We start from the raw sequence: 21,304 nt of genomic DNA, 5'->3' as shown, positions 1-21,304 counted from the left end.
TCCGCGCAAAAACAAAAAACTGGAGAAAAATGACGATTTTACCTTAAGTCATTTTGCTCCAGGTTAAGTTGGCTACCGATAAAAGAGCGGGCTCTCGTCGCAACAGACGAAAGCCCGCTCTTCATCACTGATAATAAGAACGCTCGCGCGGTTGGCTTTTAAAGTTGGCAGGAAGCGGGCAGGGGCAGGTTGGAGTGGTCAGGCAAGTCGTTATTGTGGGCGGAGGCACGGCGGGTTGGATGACCGCGGCTTATCTGGGACGGATGCTATCCGCCGATATGCCAGGTGGCGTGAGCATACGGCTTATAGAATCCGAGGAAATCGGCGCCATCGGCGTCGGAGAAGGCACCTTTCCAAGCATAAGAAAGACTCTGCAGCGACTGGGAATGGATGAAGCCAGCTTAGTTGCCAAGGCCGGAGGAACCTTTAAACAAGGTGTACAGTTCGTAAACTGGAGACATGGTCCGCAAACTCCAGACGAATACCTCCACGGTTTTCAGATCAACGACCAGCCCAGTGGTTTGCAACTCCTGCCATATTGGTTGCTCGGCGCAGCGGGCGAAAGGGAGTGGGCTCAAGTCTGTACTCCTCAATGGCGTGTCGTTCAGGATATGAGGGCGCCCAAGCAAAGCGAACATGCTGATTTTGACGGGCCGTTGGCCTATGCCTATCATTTCGATGCCGTGGAATTGGCAAAACTGTTGAAAGCCAGAGCCTTGTCGAGCGGCGTGCAGCATATCTCCGATACTGTTCAATCGGTGAACATGTCTGAGGACGGGAGCATAAGAAGCGTCAAGACGCTGAAACACGGCGATATTGACGCGGATATTTTTATTGATTGTACGGGGTTCAGGGCGCGACTGATAGAAGGTGCCATGAAGAGTCCCTTTAGGTCTTGCCGCGATCAAATATTTGCTGATCGCGCGGTAGCCATGCAGGTTCCATACAACAGACCTGATGCGCCAATATCTTCGGCGACTGTTTCCACGGCGCAGGCGCATGGTTGGACCTGGGACATTGGTCTCAGTACTCGCAAGGGCATTGGATATGTCTATTCCTCGGACCACTGTTCAGACGATGCTGCGGAAAGTCTTTTGCGTACCTATGCGGGCGCTTCTGCCAAAGACGTCTCAGCTCGCTTTTTGAAATTCGAGGCAGGTTACCGCCCGGTCCAATGGGTGAAGAATTGTGTCTCCATCGGTCTGTCGGCCGGCTTTATTGAACCTCTGGAGGCGACCGGTATCGGCTTTATTGAGGTCGCGGCTCTCTATCTGGCAACCTTATTTCCGTGGGACGGACCTATTGACGCTGGTGCGGCCACATTCAACCGGTTCATGAGACGGCGTTATGAGAATACGGTCGACTTTGTAAAGCTCCACTACGCGATCAGCAAGCGGAACGACTCGGATTTCTGGCTGGACAATCGAAATCCTTCGACCTTGTCGGACGGCCTTAAAGATCGACTGGAGCAATGGCGTTTTCGGATACCTGACTATGTTGACGTTGATCTCAGCGCCGATATTTTTACACCTGCAAATTGGCAGTATGTTCTTTATGGAATGGGATACAAGACGGATTTATCTGCTCGCGCAAAGGCATATAAATTTCACGATGAAGCGCGTGCTGCCTTCGCGGAAGTGCGCCGACAGGGTGAATACGCTTTAACTGTCCTGCCGAAGAACCGCGATCTTGTTTCACAAGTCGTCGCAAAACAATCTGATGCATCCGGAATGCAAAACAAAATGGTACAACAATGACAGAGTCTCGCTCTAGGATCCAAAACATCATCATCGCCGGAGGTGGTACCGCCGGTTGGATGACGGCTGCTGCGCTTTCAGAAGGGCTGAAGGGGCTGAATGTCAAGATCACGCTGATTGAGTCCGAAGAGATCGGCACGATTGGCGTTGGCGAGGCGACGATTCCGGCTATGCACGCTTTTCATGGCCTGTTGGGAATTGATCAGGCCGAATTCATGCGGGAATGTAATGCCACTTTCAAACTGGGCATTGAGTTCATCGACTGGGGCCAATTAAATCAAAGCTATATCCACCCATTTTGCACCTATGGTCGCGACAACTTCAATATTGCCTTTCACCAGATGTGGTTTCGCTATGCCGCCGCAAAGCGCGCCCGAGGTGAAGACTGTAATATTGAAGACTACAACATGTGTTGCGTGGCGGCGCGAAAGGAACGATTTGCTCACCCGATTTCCGGCAAGGATGTCGGCGTCGCACCCCTGGGCTATGCCTTTCACCTTGACGCGGGCCTGTATGCAAAGTTTTTGAGAAAATACTCGGAACTTCGCGGCGTTACGCGAATAGAGGGTAAAATTTCCGGCGCGCTGAGAAACGCAGAAAGCGGTGACATCGAACGTATTCTCATGGAAGACGGTCGCAGCTTCACAGGTGACTTTTTTGTAGATTGCAGTGGTATGCGCAGTCTGCTCCTTGGTCAGGTTCTTGATATCGGCTTTAACGACTGGCGTAACTGGCTACCGTGTGACAGGGCCGTTGCCGTTCAATGCGCGAAAATAAAAGAACCCATACCCTATACGCGCGCCACCGCCGACGCCGCGGGTTGGCGCTGGCGTATTGCCCTTCAAAACCGCACGGGCAATGGATACGTCTATGCCAGTCCCTTTATCAGTGATGATGAGGCAAGAGCGCGCCTGATGGAAACGCTCGATGGGCAAGTTCTGACGGAACCGAGATTTATAAAATTCTTGCCCGGACACCGCAAGAAATTCTGGGTGGGCAATTGCGTGGCGATCGGTTTGTCCGCTGGTTTTCTGGAACCACTTGAATCGACTGCGATCTATCTCATTCAGGCTGGCATCCTGAAGTTTCTGGCGCTTTTTCCCACCTGCCAGGGCAACTCCCGCGAAATCGACAATTTCAATGAGATGAGTGAGAGGGAATATCTCGATATTCGTGATTTTCTCATGCTGCATTACAAGGCGACGATCCGTGACGACACGCCATTCTGGCGGCATTGCCGGGACCTGGAAGCACCAGAGACTCTCATCAACAGGATGGAACTGTTCAGCGGTCACGGCCGAATGTTTATCTCGCAGGATAATCTTTTTACGCCGCCGAGCTGGCTGGCTGTGATGGTAGGACAGGGTCTGATTCCGCGCGAATATGATCCCTTGGCAGACCGTATCAGTGATCAAGAACTGCACGAATATATGGACCACGTTCGCAACACGATTGTACGCAATGTCAACGCCATGCCCGGGCATGGAGACTATATTCAACGCTTTTGTGCCGTCAAAGCCGCCTCATGAACCCGTCTGCTATCCGCGAAGTCGTTATTGTCGGGGGCGGAACGTCGGGCTGGATGTCCGCCGCCCTGCTGACACGCATGCTGCCGGCGTCCCAGGTATCGATTACTCTGGTGGAATCGGACGAAATCGGAACGATCGGCGTGGGGGAGGCTACGATTCCCTCAATTCAAAACTTCAATACCATTCTGGGTATTGAAGAAACCGACTTTATGCGAAAGACCGGCGCCACCTTCAAGTTGGGGATAGAGTTTAGCGATTGGGGGGGGCTGGGGGAGCGCTACATCCATCCTTTCGGCGCCTATGGGCTGGACAGGCCCGAGGTGAAGTTCCACCAGATGTGGCTGAAGCTGAGGTCACTGTCGCCAGATATAGGGGATATCAGCGATTATAATCTAACGCTCATGGCGGCGCGACTCAACCGTTTTGGCAGGTCGAGGGCCAAGGGCGATCTGGTTGCGTCCCTGCGCTATGCCTATCATCTCGACGCAACGCTGTATGCCCGCTACCTTCGCGACTATTCGCAAGCACGTGGCACGCAAAGGATCGAAGGTCTTGTCACTGAGGTCAAGCAAAGTGACGATGGGTTCGTCACCTCCTTGGTGCTGAAAGATGGACGCACGATTGAAGGCGATCTTTTCCTGGATTGCAGCGGGTTTCGCGGCGTCCTGATCGAGCAGACACTCAAGGCGGGATATGTGGATTGGAACCACTGGCTGCCATGCGATCGTGCGGTCGCCATGCCAAGCGAAAATACGGGTCCATTGCTGCCATATACCCGCGCCATGGCGGATGCCGCGGGGTGGCGCTGGCGCATTCCGTTGCAACACCGACAAGGCAATGGCTACGTCTATTCCAGTTCACATCTTGATGACGAAAGCGCTGCTGCCAGACTGCGTGTGAACCTGGATGGCAAAGCCCTGGCGGAGCCGCGCTTCCTGCGGTTCAAAGCGGGCCACAGGCGAAAACTTTGGGACAAGAACGTGGTCGCTATCGGACTGGCCGGCGGTTTTATTGAACCGCTGGAATCGACCAGCATCCATCTGGTTCAGACCGGCATTTCGAGACTTTCGCTCTTGTTTCCGGACAAGAATTTCAGTCCGGTATTGCGCGAAGAATTCAACCGCGCCGGCATCATGGAATATGAGCAGATCCGCGACTTCATCATTCTGCACTACAAGGCCACGCGGCGCGGCGATACGGATTTCTGGCGGTATTGTCGCGATATGGATGTGCCTGACAGTCTGAACCACAAGGTTGAACTGTTTCGCGACAGTGGCCGGATATTCCGCTTTCAGGATGACCTTTTTACGGAAAACAGCTGGTTGGCGGTCATGCTTGGCCAAGGTGTCACGCCGGCAAGATATGACCCGGTGGCCGATAGCATCCCTGCGGAGGAGATGCAGCGCGCCCTTCTTAATCTGAAGGCGAGCATTCTGAAGGCGGTCCAGCTGTTACCCGAGCATGCCGCCTACATCCAATCCTATTGCAGGATGGAAATACCGGCCTGAACAAGCCGGCGCGTCAAACAAAAAAAGCGCACAGATGGAGAGAAACATGAGAAAATCGATGGGGTCATGGTTATCGTGCAGCGCCGCTGTAGCGGCCATTTTGTTTTCCCTGCCGGCATGGGCTGAGGCGGCCGAAAAGTCCCAGCCCTATAGTTGGGCTACAGTGTCCTGGGGCGGTGGCGGTTATGTCGATGGCATCGCCTACCATACGAAGGTCAAGGGGCTACTCTACGCGCGCACAAATGTTGGTGGAGCCTATCGCTATGATCACGCCAACAAGCGCTGGATTCCGCTGGTTGATAGCCTCAGCCGCGACGACGGGCGTTTCACGGGCGTATTAAGCCTTGCGCTCGACCCGAACGATGCCAGCAAGGTCTATATGGCCTGCGGCCTCGGCACAGGTACCTGGGACCAGGAAGGCGCTGTGCTGCATTCGGATGACCAAGGCGCCACATGGAAGACAACGAACCTGACCTTCAAGGTGGGGGGAAATGCGGACGGTCGAGGGACCGGCGAACGCCTGCAGGTCGATCCAAATGCGGGAACGATCCTCTTTCTCGGCAGCAACAATGACGGCCTGTGGAAGAGTGTGGACGGCGCCAAATCATTTACCAAGGTGACGAGCTTCTCCGTACCCGACGTCAGTCTGGTCGTGTTCGACCCTGCCTCAGGCGCCACGGGCGCGCCCAGCCAAACCCCGTTTGTCGGTTCGGGCGTTATGGGCGCTGCGGACGGCCATGGCGGCCTCTGGGTCAGCCGGGACGGCGGCGCAAGCTTTGCCCTCGTCCCTGGCGCACCGAGACAAATACCCCAGCACGCGGTGATAAGTCAGGATGGCAATCTATACGTTGCTTTTGCGGCCCCCGCTGAAGACAACAAGAATGACGTCAATCCCAACAACGCCGTGGTCGGCGGGATTTGGAAGATGAATCTCAAGACGGGCACCTGGACCGATATCACGCCCGTGAAACCCGTCCCGGGCGGTCAGGGGTTTGGCTATTCTGGCGTGGAAGTGGATCCGGCGCATCCCGGCACGGTCATAGCGTCGACGATTGACCGCTGGTGGCCGGAGCAGGACGACGTCTTCGTGTCGAGAGATGATGGCGCCCATTGGACGGCGTTGCGAAAGACATCACGGTTCGTCACGCGGTTTCCATGGCGCGATGGCGAGCGGATGGGCAGTTTGATCTCTGATGTCAAACTTAACCCATTTGATTCCAACGAGTTGACCTACGGCACTGGCAGCGGTCTGTGGATGACGCATAATCTGTCGGCGGCAGATTCCGGAAATGGCGTGGATTTTGATTTCGCCGATGACAACCTCGAAGAAACGACTATCCAGCAGTTGGTTTCCCCGCCTGCCGGTGGCGTATTGCTCGCCGCGTTCAACGATGTTGGTGGCGGGGTATGGGATGATGTGACCCAATCACCCCCGGCTTCCGGAGTATTTCAGGGCGGCACGCATCGATCTGTCGCCGTGGCATGGCTGAATCCTGCCTTTACCGCGCGCTCGTTCGATAATAAGCCTTACGGATACTATTCCGAGGATGGCGCTCTGACCTGGAAAGCTTTCCCGACGACGCCCTACTCACCGCAGGACGCCAAGGGAAACTGGCGACCGATGGGCAAGCTGGCTGTGTCGGCAGAGGGGACCTCCATCGTCTGGGACATCCCAAATGACAAGGCATACTATTCGGTCGATAAAGGGGTGACCTGGGCGCCGACGACAGGTTGGCCCGACAACAGCGACGGAAAAACGGATCCCGTGGCCGACCGCGCCCTGAACGGGGTTTTCTACGTCTATGACCATAAAGTCGGCAATATACTTATCAGCGCAGACGGCGGCAAGAACTACAGTCCTGTGGTCAAGGGGCTTCCTACGCTGCAACCTTGGGACAATTCCGAGCTGGCGGCGGCACCTGGTCAGCCGCGCGATCTATGGCTGGCTGGGCCGTTCGGACTTCTGCACTCAGCTGGCGCCGCTAAACCGATGGTCAACATTAAGGATGTCAGCGAGGCCTGGCATATCAGCTTCGGCAAGGCAGGGCCCGGATCGAACTACCCTGCGGTCTTTATGTCAGGACGCGTAAAAGGCCTGTCCGGCATCTGGCGATCTGACGACGAAGGCAAGACTTGGGTGCGCATTAATGACGACGTCCATCGCTTCAATGACGGCGGCGCTATTGCCGGTGATCCGATGGAATATGGCACGGTTTATGTCGCGCGTGGTGCTGGCGGCATTGTAACAGGCAGGATTTCAACAAACTAGACGCTGAATGCGCGGCGATCGGTGTCCAAACAGTCCGCTTCGAAAGATCGGGGGCGCTGATCAGCGTCTCAGGAGGCGCCGATCCTGTTTACCTCGCCAGATGCGTGCCGTTTTAGGCATTTTACACCAGACTCTTCAGAGAGAAAAGCTGGAGTACCGTCCTGCTTGGCCAGGGGCTAGAGCGCAATCCGATAAAGTGGCTGCCACTTTTCGGTTAAATTGCGCGACAAAACAAAAAGTTAGAGCGAAATGACGATTCTATCTAAAGTCATTTCGCTCTAATGCCCGAGGGATATGATCCGCAAGCCGATCTCATGCCGGAGCCGAGGTCCGAATAGCCTTCAAAGCTTGAAAAGCATCATTAAAAACCGTGCAAACACCTTGCCCGATAATGACGACTTCCTGAGGCAGCGACGTGCGGCGTCATGACCTGTTCAGATCTGTCATGCAGTAGAGCGAAATGACTTCAGGCTGAATCGTCATTTCGTTCTGACTTTTTGTTTTGTCGCACAATTTAACCGAAAACGGGTTGCCCGTGCGATGGCATCCACCGCACGGGCGATCCGTTTATTAGATTGCGCTCTAGTTGGCGCCCTTATTGACAACGGAGATCGGTCCGAGATCAATGGTTTGCTTCCCCGAATTCAAGAGAATTGCGACCTGCGTAGTGCCTGCGGGAAAAGTGTCCGTAGCCACAAAATCGAGCGTTTGCTGGGACCAGTCCGTCCCGATATCAATGTTACGCTCGCCAACGCGAGCCGCACCTGCTCGTGTTTCGATGCGGAAGACGAACTGAGCGGGGACGCTGGATTTCACCCAAACGCTCGCTACGATACGGTCGCCTTTTGCAATTCCGCCATCGACCGGGTGGATCCCGGCAACTTCCCAAATGCCGCCCGTGCCGGGCGCCTGCACCTCTTCCGCCTTGCCGCCCTCGACCTTGGCATCATTGATGGGCTGGTGCGGTCCCGCACTGTAAATGATCCAATCCGCCGTCGGGGCAAGGATGGGCGTGCCGGCGGTCTGGGCAGAGGCGGCCGACGCGAGAATCAGGGTGCTGGCGGCCAGGAGTGCTGCTTGAATTTTCATGTGTCTCTCCGTGTTTTAACCGAAATCTCGGTTTGATTGGTTGGTTAAGATGGAAGCGTATCGGATCACGCCTGGACGCTCCGACTATTCGAGACCAAGCACCGTCACCGATGCCGGTGCCACGGTGACGGTCAGCTTGCCGCCCGCGACCTTGGCCGACATGGCCTTGGGCGCGACGGTATTGGGTGCGTCGAAGGTGTTGATACTGTTGACCTTAGGCGCCGAAAGGGTCTGGCCCGAAGCCTTCGTAGCTGTCACACCGGTAAGTGAAACGCTGAAGGTCGCTGGCGACTTCGGGTCGATATTGGTGACGGCAATCCATACCTTGCCCGTCTTGTCCCGAGCCGCGATAGCGTCGACGCGCGGCATGGTGATGCCGTCCGTCGTATAGATGCCGGCGTCGAAGATGAGCGGTACGAAGGTCGCGTCCTGGAACGGCACGTACATGTGAAAGACGTGATAGGTCGGGGTCAACACCATCTTGTCCTTGTCGGTCAGGATCATGGCCTGAAGGACGTTGATCATCTGCGCGATATTGGCCATGCGGACGCGGTCGGCGTGGCGCGCGAAGATGTTGAAGTTGAGCGCGGCCAGCACAGCGTCGCGCTGGCTGTTCTGCTGCACCGCGCCGCCCGAATTCGTTCCTGACGACGGCACCAGCCATGCGCCCCATTCGTCGACCACCAGGGCGACCTTCTTTTCGGGATCATACGTGTCCATGACCGCCGACTGCACCTTAAGCGCGTCGTCCATGCCCATCGTGTCTTTCAGCAGGACGGCGTAGTCCTTTTCGTCAAAACCGGTGTCCGGCATATGCGGCGGCCAGCCGCCCACGCTGTAGGAATGCAGCGACAGACCTTCGATATCCCAGGCCCAGGAACGTGTCTTCCAGGCCTTCATGACGGCATCTGTATAGGTGGTGTCTGTACCGCTCGGGCCGACGGCCACGCGCTTCATCGGTTGGGGGGCGTTATAGTTATGGATAAAATGCGAAAAGCGTTTCATTTCGCTGATGTAAAATTCCGGTGTCATCGCGCCGCCGCAGTCCCAGGATTCGTTACCTAGGCCGAGGATCGCGACCTTGTACGGCTCAGGATGGCCGTTTTTGGCGCGCTCGGCACCCAGGGCGTGGTCGGTCGACGCGGTCATGTACTCAAACCATTCGGCCGCTTCCTGCGCGGTGCCGGAGCCGAGATTGACCGAAACAAAAGCTTCGGTGTCGATCTGCTTGGCGAAATCCATGAATTCGTCGGTGCCGAAGGTATTGGGCTCGCCCCCGCCGGCCGGCATGCGAACAGGGCCTACTCCACGGCGCCAGTTGTATTCGTCGGCGAAGCAGCCGCCCGGCCAGCGAACGTCGGGAATCTTGAGCGCCTTCAAGGCCACGACGACGTCGTTGCGGATACCGCGCGTATTTGGGATCGTGGAATTCTTGCCGACCCAGATACCGCCGTAGATACCGCTGCCCAGGTGCTCGGCGAACTGGCCGAAGATATGGCGGTCGATCACGGCGCCGGGTTTGGACGCGTCGAGTGTTACCTGAACCGGAGTATCAGCGGCATGGGCCACAACCGGCAGGATCAGGGCAGCAGCGATTGCGGCCACGGAGGTCAGAAGGCGCATTGATAGTATCCCATGTGAATTATCGCGCTATTAGCAGCGCAACTTTATGTCTGAGTAAAAGCAGATCGACAGCTGACCTACGTCTTGCCGGCGCCCTCGAGCAGGGCATCCAGCGAGGCCTGGTCCACAGCCCCCAGGGTGCGCCGGTCGATGATAGTTCCGGCATCGAACACAAAGGGCATGATGCCGTTGGCGAGCGCCCGTTGCGTGACATATTTCATCCAGTACGTCACGGCCGCGTTATGGGTAGGCAGGTCCTTCGGGTTGGTGCGGCGTATGCAGCCATATTCGCCCAAAATGACAGGAATGCCGGCGTCGACGAAGCGTTGCTTCATCGCCAGCATCTGCTGATCGACAAAAGCCTCGTCACTATGTGTTGCATTGCGGTCGGGCTCGATCATGGAGTGATGATCCTTGCCCCAATAATAGAACATCTTGCCCCAGGACTGGTCGGAATCGAGGAGCGCGAACTGGAAGGGTGAGTAAAAATGCACTTCGAACATGAGGCGGCTTGCCACCGTATCGACGGGCATTGTCTTCCAGAACGAAACCGTCTTTTCCGTATCGGTGCCCGGCCCCTGGACGATCAGCACACGATGGGCGTTCTTGCCACCGGTTGAGCGAACCGCGTCAATAAAGGTCTGATGATAGGCAAGCAGGGCGTCCATTTGCGCGGCCGTATCGACCGAAGGCTCGTTCGCGCTGGCGAACATCAGGCGTTCGTCAAAGTCGCGCAATTTTGTGGCGATCTGCTCCCAGAACGCCTTTTGCTTGGGGATGACGGCGTCCTTGTTGGCGGTATCGACGTGTCGTTCCAGCCAGCCGCCGTCCCAATGGATGTTGAGCATGACGTAGAGATCGGCGTTCATGCAATATTGCACGACGTCCTTCACGCGATTGAGCCAGGCGTCGGAAATCTTGGCGGTCGTCGGGTCCGCATTCTGATCCCAGGCGCAGGGCAGGCGGACTGCATCGAAGCCGAGAGCCTTGATCTTGTTGATCAAATCCTGGGTGATCGCCGGATTTCCCCAGGCGGTTTCGCCGCCAATGGCTTCCAGGGTATTGCCGGCGTTCCAGCCAAGCTTGATGTGCCTGGAAATATCCATCGCCGTGCTGGTCATGCCCGTGGAATCGCTTGCGATAGGGCTTGTATTGTAGCTCGGATAAAGTCCGGAAGCGGACAAGGATAAGGACGCGGAAGACGACGAGTTGGCGCTTGCAGCACCGCCACCGGTCGTGCAGACCGCAGCTATAGCAACCGACGAAAAAAGAAAATGACGCCTACCGAATATCATACGCATTCCTCACCGATACTGTTCTTATGGCTTAATGTTCTGAGCGCCACGCGCTTGGACAAAAGCCCGACAATTTCAGCCTTCCCCTGTGGATATGTGCCTTCTTCTGGCTTTACAAGCTTAATTTATTTAATGTTTTACAGGTAAAATTAAAATTCGATTCCACTTGTGAACGCCGGCTCAGATGATATCAAGGGCAAAAAAGGAAGCGTCATGCGTGGGTTAAAATTGTCCGGAATGGTCCAGTCTGGCCTGGTGTCTTGCCTGGCCTTGACGATGATGTCATGTGCGGCGCCGGTGTCTGCATTGAACCAAGACGGTCCGGTGGCGAGCCCGTCCAAGGGCCTGTCGACCGCGACCTGGACGCCGGATAACGGCAACGGTACCTTCACCAATCCTTTGTTTTATGACGAATTTTCGGATCCCGACCTGATCCGCGTCGGCGACTGGTTTTACCTGACCGGCACCACCATGCACACCATGCCTGGCCTGGCGGTCCTGCGCTCGAAGGACCTGGTCAATTGGGAATTCGTCGCCTATGCCGTGGACAAGCTCGACCTCGGTCCAGCCTTCCGGCTGGAAGATGGCAAGAACGTCTACGGCCAGGGCATCTGGGCGCCGTCCTTCCGTTACCATGACGGCAAGTTCTACATCTTCTCGAACGTTAACGGTCAGACTACACAGGTGTTCACGGCCACCGATCCGAGGGGGCCGTGGACGCACACGCAGATGAAGCGCGGCTTTCACGACCTGTCCGTCCTGTTCGACGACGACGGCAGGGCCTATGTCGTCTGGGGTCACCAGGATATGCACCTGGCCCAGCTTACGGACGACCTGACCGACATCGTGCCGGGCACTGAGCGTGCCCTGTTCACCGCCGACGCCGGGATGGGCGAGGGCGCGCATTTCTACAAGATCGATGGCAAGTATTACATCATCAGCGCCGAATATGCCGGCGGCTTCCGCATGCCGGCGGCGCGGGCGGATCACGTGTTGGGCCCCTACGAGGTCAATCGATCGATCAGTTTGCACGAGGACTTCGGCATGGCGTCCAGCATACGCCTGGGAGATGCCAAGCCGCCGTTCGGCACCTGGGGACCTGATCCCGCCGCCAAACATAGCCTGGCGATGCACCAGGGGGGCATTATCCAGACGCCTGCGGGCGAATGGTGGGGCTTTTCCATGATGGATTTCAATTCCGTCGGCCGGCTGACATCCTTGTCGCCGATCACCTGGAAGGACGGCTGGCCGTATTTCGGCCTGCCGGGTAATGAGACGCGCTCGCCGCGGACCTGGGTGAAGCCGAAGACTGCCGCGCCGCAGCCGGTGAGCGTGCCCTATCGACGCAGCGACGATTTTTCGGCGGCGCAGCTCCAGCCGCTGTGGCAGTGGAACCATGTCCCGGTCGACGGCAAGTGGTCGTTGTCTGAACGGCCGGGCTTCCTGCGGCTTCACGCCCTGCCGGCGACCACCTTCTATGACGCGCGCGATACCCTGACGCAGCGGGCGATCGGACCGATGTCGACGCCGACCGTCGTGCTCGATGCGTCCAACCTGAAGCCGGGCGACACGGCTGGCCTGGGGCTGCTCAACCTGCCTTATGCGACTTTAGGCGTCGAAAAAAGCGCCGGCGGACTTGACGTCGTCTTCTTTGACCAACGCCTCGACAAGACGGCGCGGGTGAAAATGACCGGGACGCGCATCTGGCTTCGAGCCGACTGCGATTTTCTCACCGAAAAGGCGCGCTTCAGCTATTCGTTCGACGGTGTCACCTTTAGCCCTATCGGCGACGCAGTCGCGCTGCTCTACCAGACCTATACCTTCCAGGGCGTTCGCTATGGATTGTTCAGCTACAATACGACCGGCGCTGAGGGCGGTTTTGCCGATTTCGACAGTATCGACGTCTATCAGCCGCATACCCACGGCCTGATGCGGCCCATTCCCTATGGCCGATCGATCCAGCTGACTTCGTTTCATGGGACAACGGGATTGGCGGCAGGCCCCTCGGGCCTGGCTTCGGCCGTCCCGGCTCGATTCGAGGTCGTCGACCGCCGTCTGGGCCGCGTCGCCCTGCGATCGGACGGGCGCTATGTCACGGTCGGTGCGGACGGAGCCGTAACGCTGGTGTCCGGCCAGTCCGGCCCGGCGCAAAACTTCCAGTGGATTGAAACGCCGACGGGCGAACTGGTGCTGATGTCATTGGCCACCAACCGCTTCCTGCGTATCGATCCGCAGACAGGGGATATCCGGGCCGACAGTCCCGGACCCATGCCGGACAACAGCGACGGTGCGCGCTTTATCTGGTCGGAATAAAAGCGGCGGCACCGGTGCATCGTGTGTTCAATTGATGACTGAACAGGGTGCTGTCTATTTGTAGGACAATATGAGTCCGCCGTGGCAAGGGTTTCGACGACTGGCGCCACGACCGGGCTCAAGTAACACAGGAGTTTTGAATGAGGTTTCACAAACAAATGCGCCACCGCATCGTTCTGTCGGCCGTCCTGGCCCTGGCTGTCGCCGGCTGCGGCGGCGGCGGCGGCGGATCGTCCGCTCCGGCACCTACGCCTCCACCTCCACCCCCTCCGGCGCCTACGCTGTCGGCCGTCACCACGGTCCAGCTCGGCAGGGGCTTAAACATCGGCAATACGCTTGAGTCGTTAAATGATTACAGCCCTCCCTATACGACCTCGCAGGAGACCGTTTTCGGCAATCCGGCGGTAAACCAGCAATTTCTGAACGCGGTCGCGGCCGCCGGTTTCAAGAGCGTGCGTATTCCTGTCGAGTGGAAACAATATATCGACAGCTCCGGGAACGTCACTCCGTCCTGGATGGCCAGGGTCACGCAAGTGGTCGATATGGCACGTAACGCCGGGCTGTACGTCATCATCAACCAGCACAGGAGCGACTGGTACAACCCGACGGCTGCAAACCAGGCTGCCGGCAATGCGGCGTACAAAAAATTGTGGACGCAAATCGCGAACAATTTCAAAGATTATGACAACCACTTGCTGTTCGCTGGCACCAACGAAATCCACGTCGACTATGGCGTGCCGTCGACGGAAAATTGCACCGTTCAGGAAGGCTTCAATCAGGCTTTCATCGACGCGGTGCGCGCGACCGGCGGCAATAATGCCTCGCGAACACTGGTATTCCAGGGGTACAATACCGACATCAACAATACGCTTGGAGCGTGCGGAGCTCCCGTGCCAACCGACACGATCAGCGGCAGGCTGATGATGGAGTTCCATTATTACGATTCGTACAACTTCACGCTGAACGACGCGAGCGCCATCTGGCAGTGGGGTTCGATCGCGACCGATCCCACAGCAGCCGAAGCGTGGGACAATGAGGCCCATGTCGATGCCCAGTTCGACAAGGCGAAGGTCGCCTATGCCGACAAGGGCATCCCTGTCATCATCGGCGAATATTGCGCCATATCGAAGACCGAATATGATCCATCGCTGAAGTACAGGGACTATTGGACCAAGTACGTCACCGGATCCGCGATCCGGCATGGCTTCGCACCCTATTATTGGGATACCGGCTCATACCCAAATCACTCGTGCGGCCTGTTCAACCGCACCACCGGTGCCGACTTTAATCCGACGACAATTGCCGCGGTCTTCGCCCCGGCCTAGAGGGCAATCCGACAAACGGGGCTGCCCGTGCGGCTTCGTTTTCGGTTAAATTGCGTGACAAAACAAAAAGTTAGAGCGAAATGACGAGTCTACCTAAAGTCATTTCGCTCTAGCAGCCGAGCCACCGGTACGCCGTGCAATCAACCGATGCTTCGGCACACCCGGATGAAGGGCGCTGCAGCTTTCTGGCAAAAACCGCGGCGTCCGTGGAACCTTCCAAATCGTGGAGGACCGCCACCATCCATATGTTGAAAGGTTTCGAGATGAACATCAAACGCATAGCGCTACTCGTGTTAGGCATCTTGCTGGGTGCCGCCCTTTGCGGCAATAGCTGGGCTCAGAAGGCTGAAGGCCTGGCCAGCACCCCGCAAATGGGATGGAACAGCTGGAACAAATTTGCCTGCAATATCGACGAGCGCCTGATCCGCGAGACCGCCGATGCCATGGTCGAGACGGGCTTGAAGGACGCTGGCTACCAATATGTGAACATTGACGATTGCTGGCAGAGCGAGCGTGACGCCGACGGCAACATTCACCCCGACCCCACGCGCTTCCCGTCCGGCATAAAGGCGCTGGCGGACTATGTGCATGGCAAGGGACTCAAGCTGGGCATCTACTCGGACGGCGGCGCGACCACCTGCGGCGGCCGTCCGGGTAGCCGCGGCCACGAGTATCAGGATGCGCGTACCTATGCGAGCTGGGACATCGATTACGTCAAGTACGACTGGTGCAACACCCCGGGCATGAACACCGAACCGGCCTATACCACGATGCGCGACGCGATCGCCAAGGCGGGCCGTCCGATGTTGTTCAGCGCGTGCGAATGGGGCATGAGCAAGCCGTGGGAGTGGGCCGGCCCGGTTGCCCATTCGTGGCGCACCACGCCCGATATCTATAATTGCTTCGATTGCGAATACAGTCCCGGTTTCTCGACGGGTCTGGGCGTGCTGCGCATCCTCGACAAGCAGGCAGGCCTGCGCAAGTTCGCAGGGCCCGGCCACTGGAACGATATGGACATGCTCGAAGTGGGCAACGGCATGACCGAAGATGAAGATCGCGCCCATCTGTCAATCTGGGCCATGATGGCCTCGCCCCTCATCCTGGGCAACGACCTGCGTACCATGTCCGATGCGACCCGCCGCATCCTGACCAACCCCGGCGTGATCGCGGTGAGCCAGGACAAGCTGGGTGTGCAGGCGCTGCGTGTGATCGCCGACGGTCCGCTGGAGATCTATGCCAAGCCACTCGACGGCGGCCAATGGGCACTGATGTTCCTGAACCGCTCCAATCAGCCTCTTGATGTTCGCCATGACTGGAAGGCGCAAGTCCTGACCGATGACATGAGCAACCGGTCGGCCGATTTCAAGCAGGCTGTCTACAGCTGGTCTGACCTGTGGAGCAAGAAGACAGGTGATACCAGCACTACACTGCAAGCGCGGCTTGCGCCGCACAGCGTGTTGATGCTGCGCCTGACCGGCCCTGCGAAGCCCTAGGGCGCGCCGGGCCGCGTGGCACACAACGTGTCATCCACAACTGCCCGCCTGAATCGCGCGCGCCGCGCCGATTTACGCCTGCCCACCCACCCTGGCGGCCACCATCGCCATAGCCGAAGAAAGAACCCGAATGATTTCATGCCTGTCACCCCGCACGACCTTTACCTCGTCTTCAGGGTTCCGGTCGGTCCGACGCTCTTCATCGCTCCTGGCCTGGGTTGCCCGCAGCGCCCTGCTGCTGTGCGTCGCCCTGCCTGCCAGCCTGATGGCTGCCGAACCGGCGCCGGGCAGCAACCCTTTGCTGCGCGACGTATTTACCGCCGACCCTGCGCCGCTGGTGGTGGGCGACACCGCCTACCTCTATGTCGGCCATGACGAGGCGAAGGGCGACGAATTTTTCCGCATGAACGAATGGCGCGTGTATTCATCGCACGACCTCAAGCACTGGACGTCGCACGGCGGCATCATGAAGCCGACCGACTTCAGCTGGGCGGTAGGCGAAGCTTGGGCGTCGCAAACGGTGCAGCGCGACGGGCGTTTCTACTTCTACGCCACCATGACACATGACAACAGCCACCCGGGCAGGGCCATCGGCGTGGCAGTGGCCGACAATCCGTTGGGCCCCTTCAAGGACGCGCGCGGCTCGGCGCTGGTCACCGACACCACAACGCCCGGCCCATACGGCTGGGACGACATAGATCCCACCGTCCTCGTCGATGACGACGGCACGGCGTGGCTGGCCTGGGGCAACCCGGTGCTCCACATGGCTCGTCTCAAGCCCAACATGACGGAGTTTGATGGGCCCATCGAGACTATCGCCCTGCCCAACTATACCGAGGGACCGTGGTTGTCCAAGCGCAACGGCCTTTACTACCTGACCTATGCGGCGATGGCCCACCAGGGTACGTGGGAGCACCTCGCCTACGCCACGGCGCCCAGCCCGCGTGGGCCGTGGACCTATGGCGGCCTCATCATGGGCCCGGTCAAGAACAGCTATACCGTCCATCCCGGTCTGCTCGACTTCAAGGGCCAGTCCTATATGGTGTATCACAACGGCACGCTGACCCTTGCCAACGGCGAGACCGGCGCCGGCGCGCGCCGCAGCGTCACCATCGAGTACCTGCACTACGGCGCCGACGGCAGCATCGCGCCCATCACACAGACCGAGGCCGGCATCAGCGTGCCGCCCACGCCCGCCGTACCTGCGCCGGCCATTGACTACGGCCGCTCGGACCCCGCCGTGCGCGTCCAGCAATTCGCGCAGGGTTATCCGACCGCATGGACCGGCACGCCGGCGCTGGCGTCTGTGGCCGACCCCTTCAACCAGGCGCCGGAGCCCGTGGGCTTCAACAGCGACGGCGGTCACAGCCGCATCGCGCAGACCTTTGTGCCATCCGCCGATATTGCGCTTTCACGCATCAGCCTCTACGCGGGTGACGGCCTCGGCACCGGTGACGGGCGCTCGCTGCGGCTTTCGCTGCGAGACCTGGGCGAGGCGGAAGGCATCGACGGCGGCACCGAACTGCTCGGCGCCCCGGGCGGCCTGGCCATCGCCTACCAGCCCCAGGGGGCGGGCCTGCTGAGCTTCGACCTGGCAACCGCCAAGCCGGTCCTGCTGAAGGCGGGGCACCACTATGTGCTGGAGCTGGCTGGCGAGCGCCAGGCGCTCACGGTCTTCCTGCGCGCCAGCCGCAGCGACGTCTATCCTGCCGGCGCCGCGCAGGGGGACGGCCAGCCGCTCAAAGACAGGTCCGGCGCCTCCATCGACTTCGCCTTCGCTCTCTACGACAAGCGATGATCAGGACTCCGATTACCACAAGGTCACGTCGTTTGATGACGGGCCTAATAGGAGAGAAAACGTGTTGAAAAAGATATTGCTGGCGACGGCAGCGGTCGTCATGGTTATGGCCACGGCGCCGCAGGGCATGAGCGCTGAGACAAAATCGGACAAGGCACGGCTGATTGTCTTGACCGATATCGAAGCCGATGCGGACGACTCGGAATCGCTGGTGCGCCTGCTGCTGTATTCGAGTGAAATCGACATCGAGGCTATCATCGCTACGACGTCCGTGCATCAGAAGACGATGGTGGCGCCAGACACGATCCGGCGCACGATCGAAGCCTATGGCAAGGTGCAGCCGAACCTGTTGAAGCACGAGGCGGGCTATCCCGATGCCGCGAGCCTGTTGGCGCGGGTAAGCGAAGGCCCGGCCGTCTATGGCATGGCCGGCGTCGGCGACGGCAAGGAGTCGCCGGGTTCGCGGCGCATCGTGCAGATCCTGGACGAGGCCGACGACCGGCCGGTGTGGGTGGCGGTGTGGGGCGGTCCCAACACGCTGGCCCAGGCGCTGTACACGATCCGCAAGAGCCGGTCACCAGCGGAGGCGGCGCGACTGGTCGCCAAGCTGCGGGTCTATACCATCTCCGATCAGGACGACAGCGGGGCATGGATGCGTAAGACGTTTCCGGGCCTGTACTATGTGGTGAGTCCGGGTGGCTATGGCGCGGGGACCTGGACAGGGATAATGCATGCCGAGCCAGGGCTAGATAATAGCGAGATCAGCACCAGCTGGCTCAGTGACAATATCCAGCAAGGGCACGGGCCCCTGGGGTTGATGTACCCGGATGTCGCCTACGGCATGGAAGGTGATACGCCGTCGTTCCTGTGGCTGATCCCCAATGGCCTGAATGCACCGGATCACCCGGACTGGGGCGGATGGGGCGGCCGGTATAAGCTCTATATACCTCAGATGGCGGACATGGACCCGACCGGGTTTACCGGCGGGGTGCCGATAGAGACCGAGACGCGGCCAATCTGGACCAATGCGATCGACACCTACACACCCTATGTGGCGGCGGACCATGGGCGGGCCGTCGCACCGGCGGGTGCGTCATCGACCGGCTACAGGACGACCCTGTGGCGGTGGCGGAAGGATTTCCAGAACGACTTCGCTGCGCGCATGGACTGGACGATCAAGCCCTACGGCGAGGCCAACCATCCCCCGGTTGTCAGGCTGGGCCACGCCGATCATTTCACGGTCAAGTCGGGTGAAACGTTTTTTCTGAGTGCGGCTGGGTCAACCGATCCGGACGGAGACAGCCTGAGCTATCTGTGGTTCAACTATGTCGAGGCGGGCAGCCTGGCCAAGCCGATTGCCCCGAACTGGGCGGAAAACCTGTACCGGGTGCCGGTGACGGCGCCGGTGGTCACCAGGCCCGAGACGGTGCATTTTATTTTGAAGGTGACCGATAAGGGATCGCCGCCGTTGACGCGGTATGCGCGGGTCATCGTTACAATCGTTCCGTGAAGATTTCGACCTTCGCGCAATCTATGGAACATCATTGCCATCGACCTGGCCTTCGCGCTCTACGACAGGCCATAATCAAGACTCAGATTCCCGCCTGCCGGGCTTCTCGCCGCTAAACGTCCGTTGGAAATAACCGAATCGGTTCGCGCGGCGACCTTCTGATTGGATTTGTCCCTGTCGTCGTGATGACGCCCAACGTGTAAGGCAACTTGATGTCGTCGTCGACATGCGCGTTCGCGCTGATAAAAAAATCCTCCCGGCATAAGAACGCCGGGAGGACAAGGTGGGGGAGAAGAGTCCTTGAGACTTCGATGCAACTCCAGAAGGACTCGGCGGGAATTGCAAGGGCTGATCGGTTGGGAGGCTACCGATCAGCCAGACCAAGGCCGGTGTAAGGTCCTTCTCGGGGAAACCAACCGGCTCTGGTCTATTGGGTGCACATGTCCGCGATGGGATTTGATCCCTTGGCTGTCAGAAGGCCCAGTCGGTACGGAAGCTGGATGTAATCGGAAGGGTGGATCAATGGGTCGTTACCCTGGAACAGGAAATGAAGCGGCTTGCACGGGTCAATAACCTGGGTCTGATCTGCCGTGTCCCGGAGCAGTTCGCCATGAGAGATGCCCTCGGACCAGATGCTTTCCACGTTGTCGGCGGACGCGAGGGGATTCTTGCTAGCTGTGCCCAGCGGTACCCAGGCGCCTTCCAAACCGTCGCTTTTCCATATCCGGAAATAACGCCCCTTCGGGCCGATCGCCTCTACGACGGTAAGGTAGGTGTTGGTGCCTTTTACCCGATAGTTGCTGCTGCCTTCGAATGCGTCGTTCCTGGGCTCGTTGATGACGACGACGGTATTGTGGAAGCCATTCGGAAATTGATCTATCGATGTTTCCGACCGCATGACACGGCCATTATCATCGGTATTGAAGAGGTAGCACTTGGTGTCGTTGCAGATAATGTAGAAATCGAGCCAGCCCGTCCCGGCGGGCGGCTTCGTTATGTCCGGCGCCGTGGCAAAGAAGGGGCGAGCCGGGCTCCAGGACATCGGGTCGTCGATGTTAGTCGTCGTGGAATAAAAAGGGTCGCCGCCCTGGAATATCAGGTACCAGAGCTTTTGCGGAGCAAAGTAGAACACTTCCGGCGCCGCGCGGTAGCCAGGGCCTATCGGCGATTTGTCGAGGGGGAAGATCGGCGCCGTCGCGGCGGACGACCAATCGGCAAAGCTGGTGTAGGCGATACCCCATCCGTTTGATCCGGCCGTGGTCATAAAGACATGGTATTTTCCGTTCGCAAACACAACGGAGGGATCCTTTACCGCGTAAACGGTTTGGGACGGGTCAGGTTGCGGACCGATCAGCGGCGCGCTTGATGTCCAGTGAAAGGTTCCGTCAGACGGCGCCCATGACGAAGACGACGCAGTGGAATTGGCAGATGCCACTCCACCACCTCCGCCACATGCGGCCAACAAGGCCACCGCCGCCAGACTCACGGAGAAGACGATCCGGGCCTTCATTCCCCGCAGGTTTTTTTTGGAGTTCATATTTATGAATATCTTTCAGACTTGAGGTGCCAACGTCATAAGGCAGCAGCGATCACAAATTGAGATCGTCGCTCCCATGACTGAGTTTGTGGTGCTACAGTAGCATCAACTGGCAAAATAACTAATGCTTTGAATTATATATTAAAAAATGTAATTTCTCTTAAATGTGTTCGCCCGGATTGACCAGAAAGATCGAAAACGAACACTTTTTAAGTCATTGCCAAAACGCCCGTAGAGAAAACCTCCCAGGTCCCCGCC

At 58.4% G+C, this 21,304-nt stretch carries 13 protein-coding genes; 9 read left to right on the top strand and 4 right to left on the bottom strand.

What is annotated here, in order from left to right:
- Positions 1-194: 194 nt before the first annotated feature.
- Genes AC1DXO_RS11780 through AC1DXO_RS11765 form a run of 4 tightly spaced genes read left to right on the top strand, consistent with a single transcriptional unit; the run spans position 195 to position 7,063 of the window.
- Positions 195-1,757 (top strand): tryptophan halogenase family protein, encoded by a 1,563-nt coding sequence (locus AC1DXO_RS11780; protein WP_476978342.1) that lies wholly within the window; start codon positions 195-197, stop codon positions 1,755-1,757.
- A complete protein-coding gene (locus AC1DXO_RS11775) occupies positions 1,754-3,286 on the top strand; it encodes a tryptophan halogenase family protein (protein ID WP_476978341.1) in 1,533 nt (510 codons plus the stop codon). The genes AC1DXO_RS11780 and AC1DXO_RS11775 overlap by 4 nt, the downstream gene beginning before the upstream one ends.
- Positions 3,283-4,794, top strand: coding sequence for a tryptophan halogenase family protein (locus AC1DXO_RS11770; protein ID WP_476978340.1), 1,512 nt, complete (start codon positions 3,283-3,285; stop codon positions 4,792-4,794). Before AC1DXO_RS11775 ends, AC1DXO_RS11770 begins: the two co-directional genes overlap by 4 nt.
- On the top strand, positions 4,748-7,063 hold the full coding sequence (locus AC1DXO_RS11765; RefSeq protein ID WP_476978339.1) for an exo-alpha-sialidase: 2,316 nt from the start codon (positions 4,748-4,750) through the stop codon (positions 7,061-7,063). Before AC1DXO_RS11770 ends, AC1DXO_RS11765 begins: the two co-directional genes overlap by 47 nt.
- A gap of 582 nt (positions 7,064-7,645) precedes the next feature.
- On the opposite strand, the gene AC1DXO_RS11760 is transcribed toward AC1DXO_RS11765, so the two are convergent.
- From AC1DXO_RS11760 to AC1DXO_RS11750, 3 genes are all read right to left on the bottom strand, one after another.
- The gene (locus tag AC1DXO_RS11760) at positions 7,646-8,152 is read right to left on the bottom strand and encodes a hypothetical protein (RefSeq protein WP_476978338.1); all 507 of its coding nucleotides are present in this window, start codon (positions 8,150-8,152) and stop codon (positions 7,646-7,648) included.
- A gap of 84 nt (positions 8,153-8,236) precedes the next feature.
- Positions 8,237-9,775, bottom strand: coding sequence for an alpha-N-arabinofuranosidase (locus tag AC1DXO_RS11755; protein ID WP_476978337.1), 1,539 nt, complete (start codon positions 9,773-9,775; stop codon positions 8,237-8,239).
- A 77-nt stretch (positions 9,776-9,852) separates the two neighbouring features.
- Positions 9,853-10,896, bottom strand: coding sequence for a glycoside hydrolase family 5 protein (locus tag AC1DXO_RS11750; protein WP_476978336.1), 1,044 nt, complete (start codon positions 10,894-10,896; stop codon positions 9,853-9,855).
- 387 nt (positions 10,897-11,283) lie between these two features.
- Between AC1DXO_RS11750 and AC1DXO_RS11745 the strand changes: the two genes are divergently transcribed.
- The 5 genes from AC1DXO_RS11745 to AC1DXO_RS11725 all read left to right on the top strand — a co-directional run bounded on the left by AC1DXO_RS11745 (position 11,284) and on the right by AC1DXO_RS11725 (position 19,509).
- Entirely contained in the window at positions 11,284-13,383 is a 2,100-nt protein-coding gene (locus tag AC1DXO_RS11745) for a family 43 glycosylhydrolase (RefSeq protein WP_476978335.1), read from the top strand.
- A gap of 140 nt (positions 13,384-13,523) precedes the next feature.
- Complete coding sequence (locus tag AC1DXO_RS11740) at positions 13,524-14,708, top strand: glycoside hydrolase family 5 protein (protein WP_476978334.1); 1,185 nt, start codon at positions 13,524-13,526, stop codon at positions 14,706-14,708.
- A 263-nt stretch (positions 14,709-14,971) separates the two neighbouring features.
- The gene (locus AC1DXO_RS11735) at positions 14,972-16,201 is read left to right on the top strand and encodes a glycoside hydrolase family 27 protein (protein ID WP_476978333.1); all 1,230 of its coding nucleotides are present in this window, start codon (positions 14,972-14,974) and stop codon (positions 16,199-16,201) included.
- Positions 16,202-16,331: 130 nt separating this feature from the next.
- Complete coding sequence (locus AC1DXO_RS11730; protein ID WP_476978332.1) at positions 16,332-17,999, top strand: glycoside hydrolase family 43 protein; 1,668 nt, start codon at positions 16,332-16,334, stop codon at positions 17,997-17,999.
- A 61-nt stretch (positions 18,000-18,060) separates the two neighbouring features.
- Entirely contained in the window at positions 18,061-19,509 is a 1,449-nt protein-coding gene (locus AC1DXO_RS11725; protein ID WP_476978331.1) for a DUF1593 domain-containing protein, read from the top strand.
- 427 nt (positions 19,510-19,936) lie between these two features.
- On the opposite strand, the gene AC1DXO_RS11720 is transcribed toward AC1DXO_RS11725, so the two are convergent.
- Positions 19,937-21,046: a glycoside hydrolase family 62 protein gene (locus tag AC1DXO_RS11720; protein ID WP_476978330.1), complete on the bottom strand. Its 1,110-nt coding sequence runs from the start codon at positions 21,044-21,046 to the stop codon at positions 19,937-19,939.
- Between the last annotated feature and the right edge of the window lie 258 nt (positions 21,047-21,304).

The organism is Asticcacaulis sp. P2_C5 (assembly GCF_056404555.1).
Note: the sequence above shows the minus strand (reverse complement) of the source record. Positions and strands in the feature narration are given on the sequence as shown.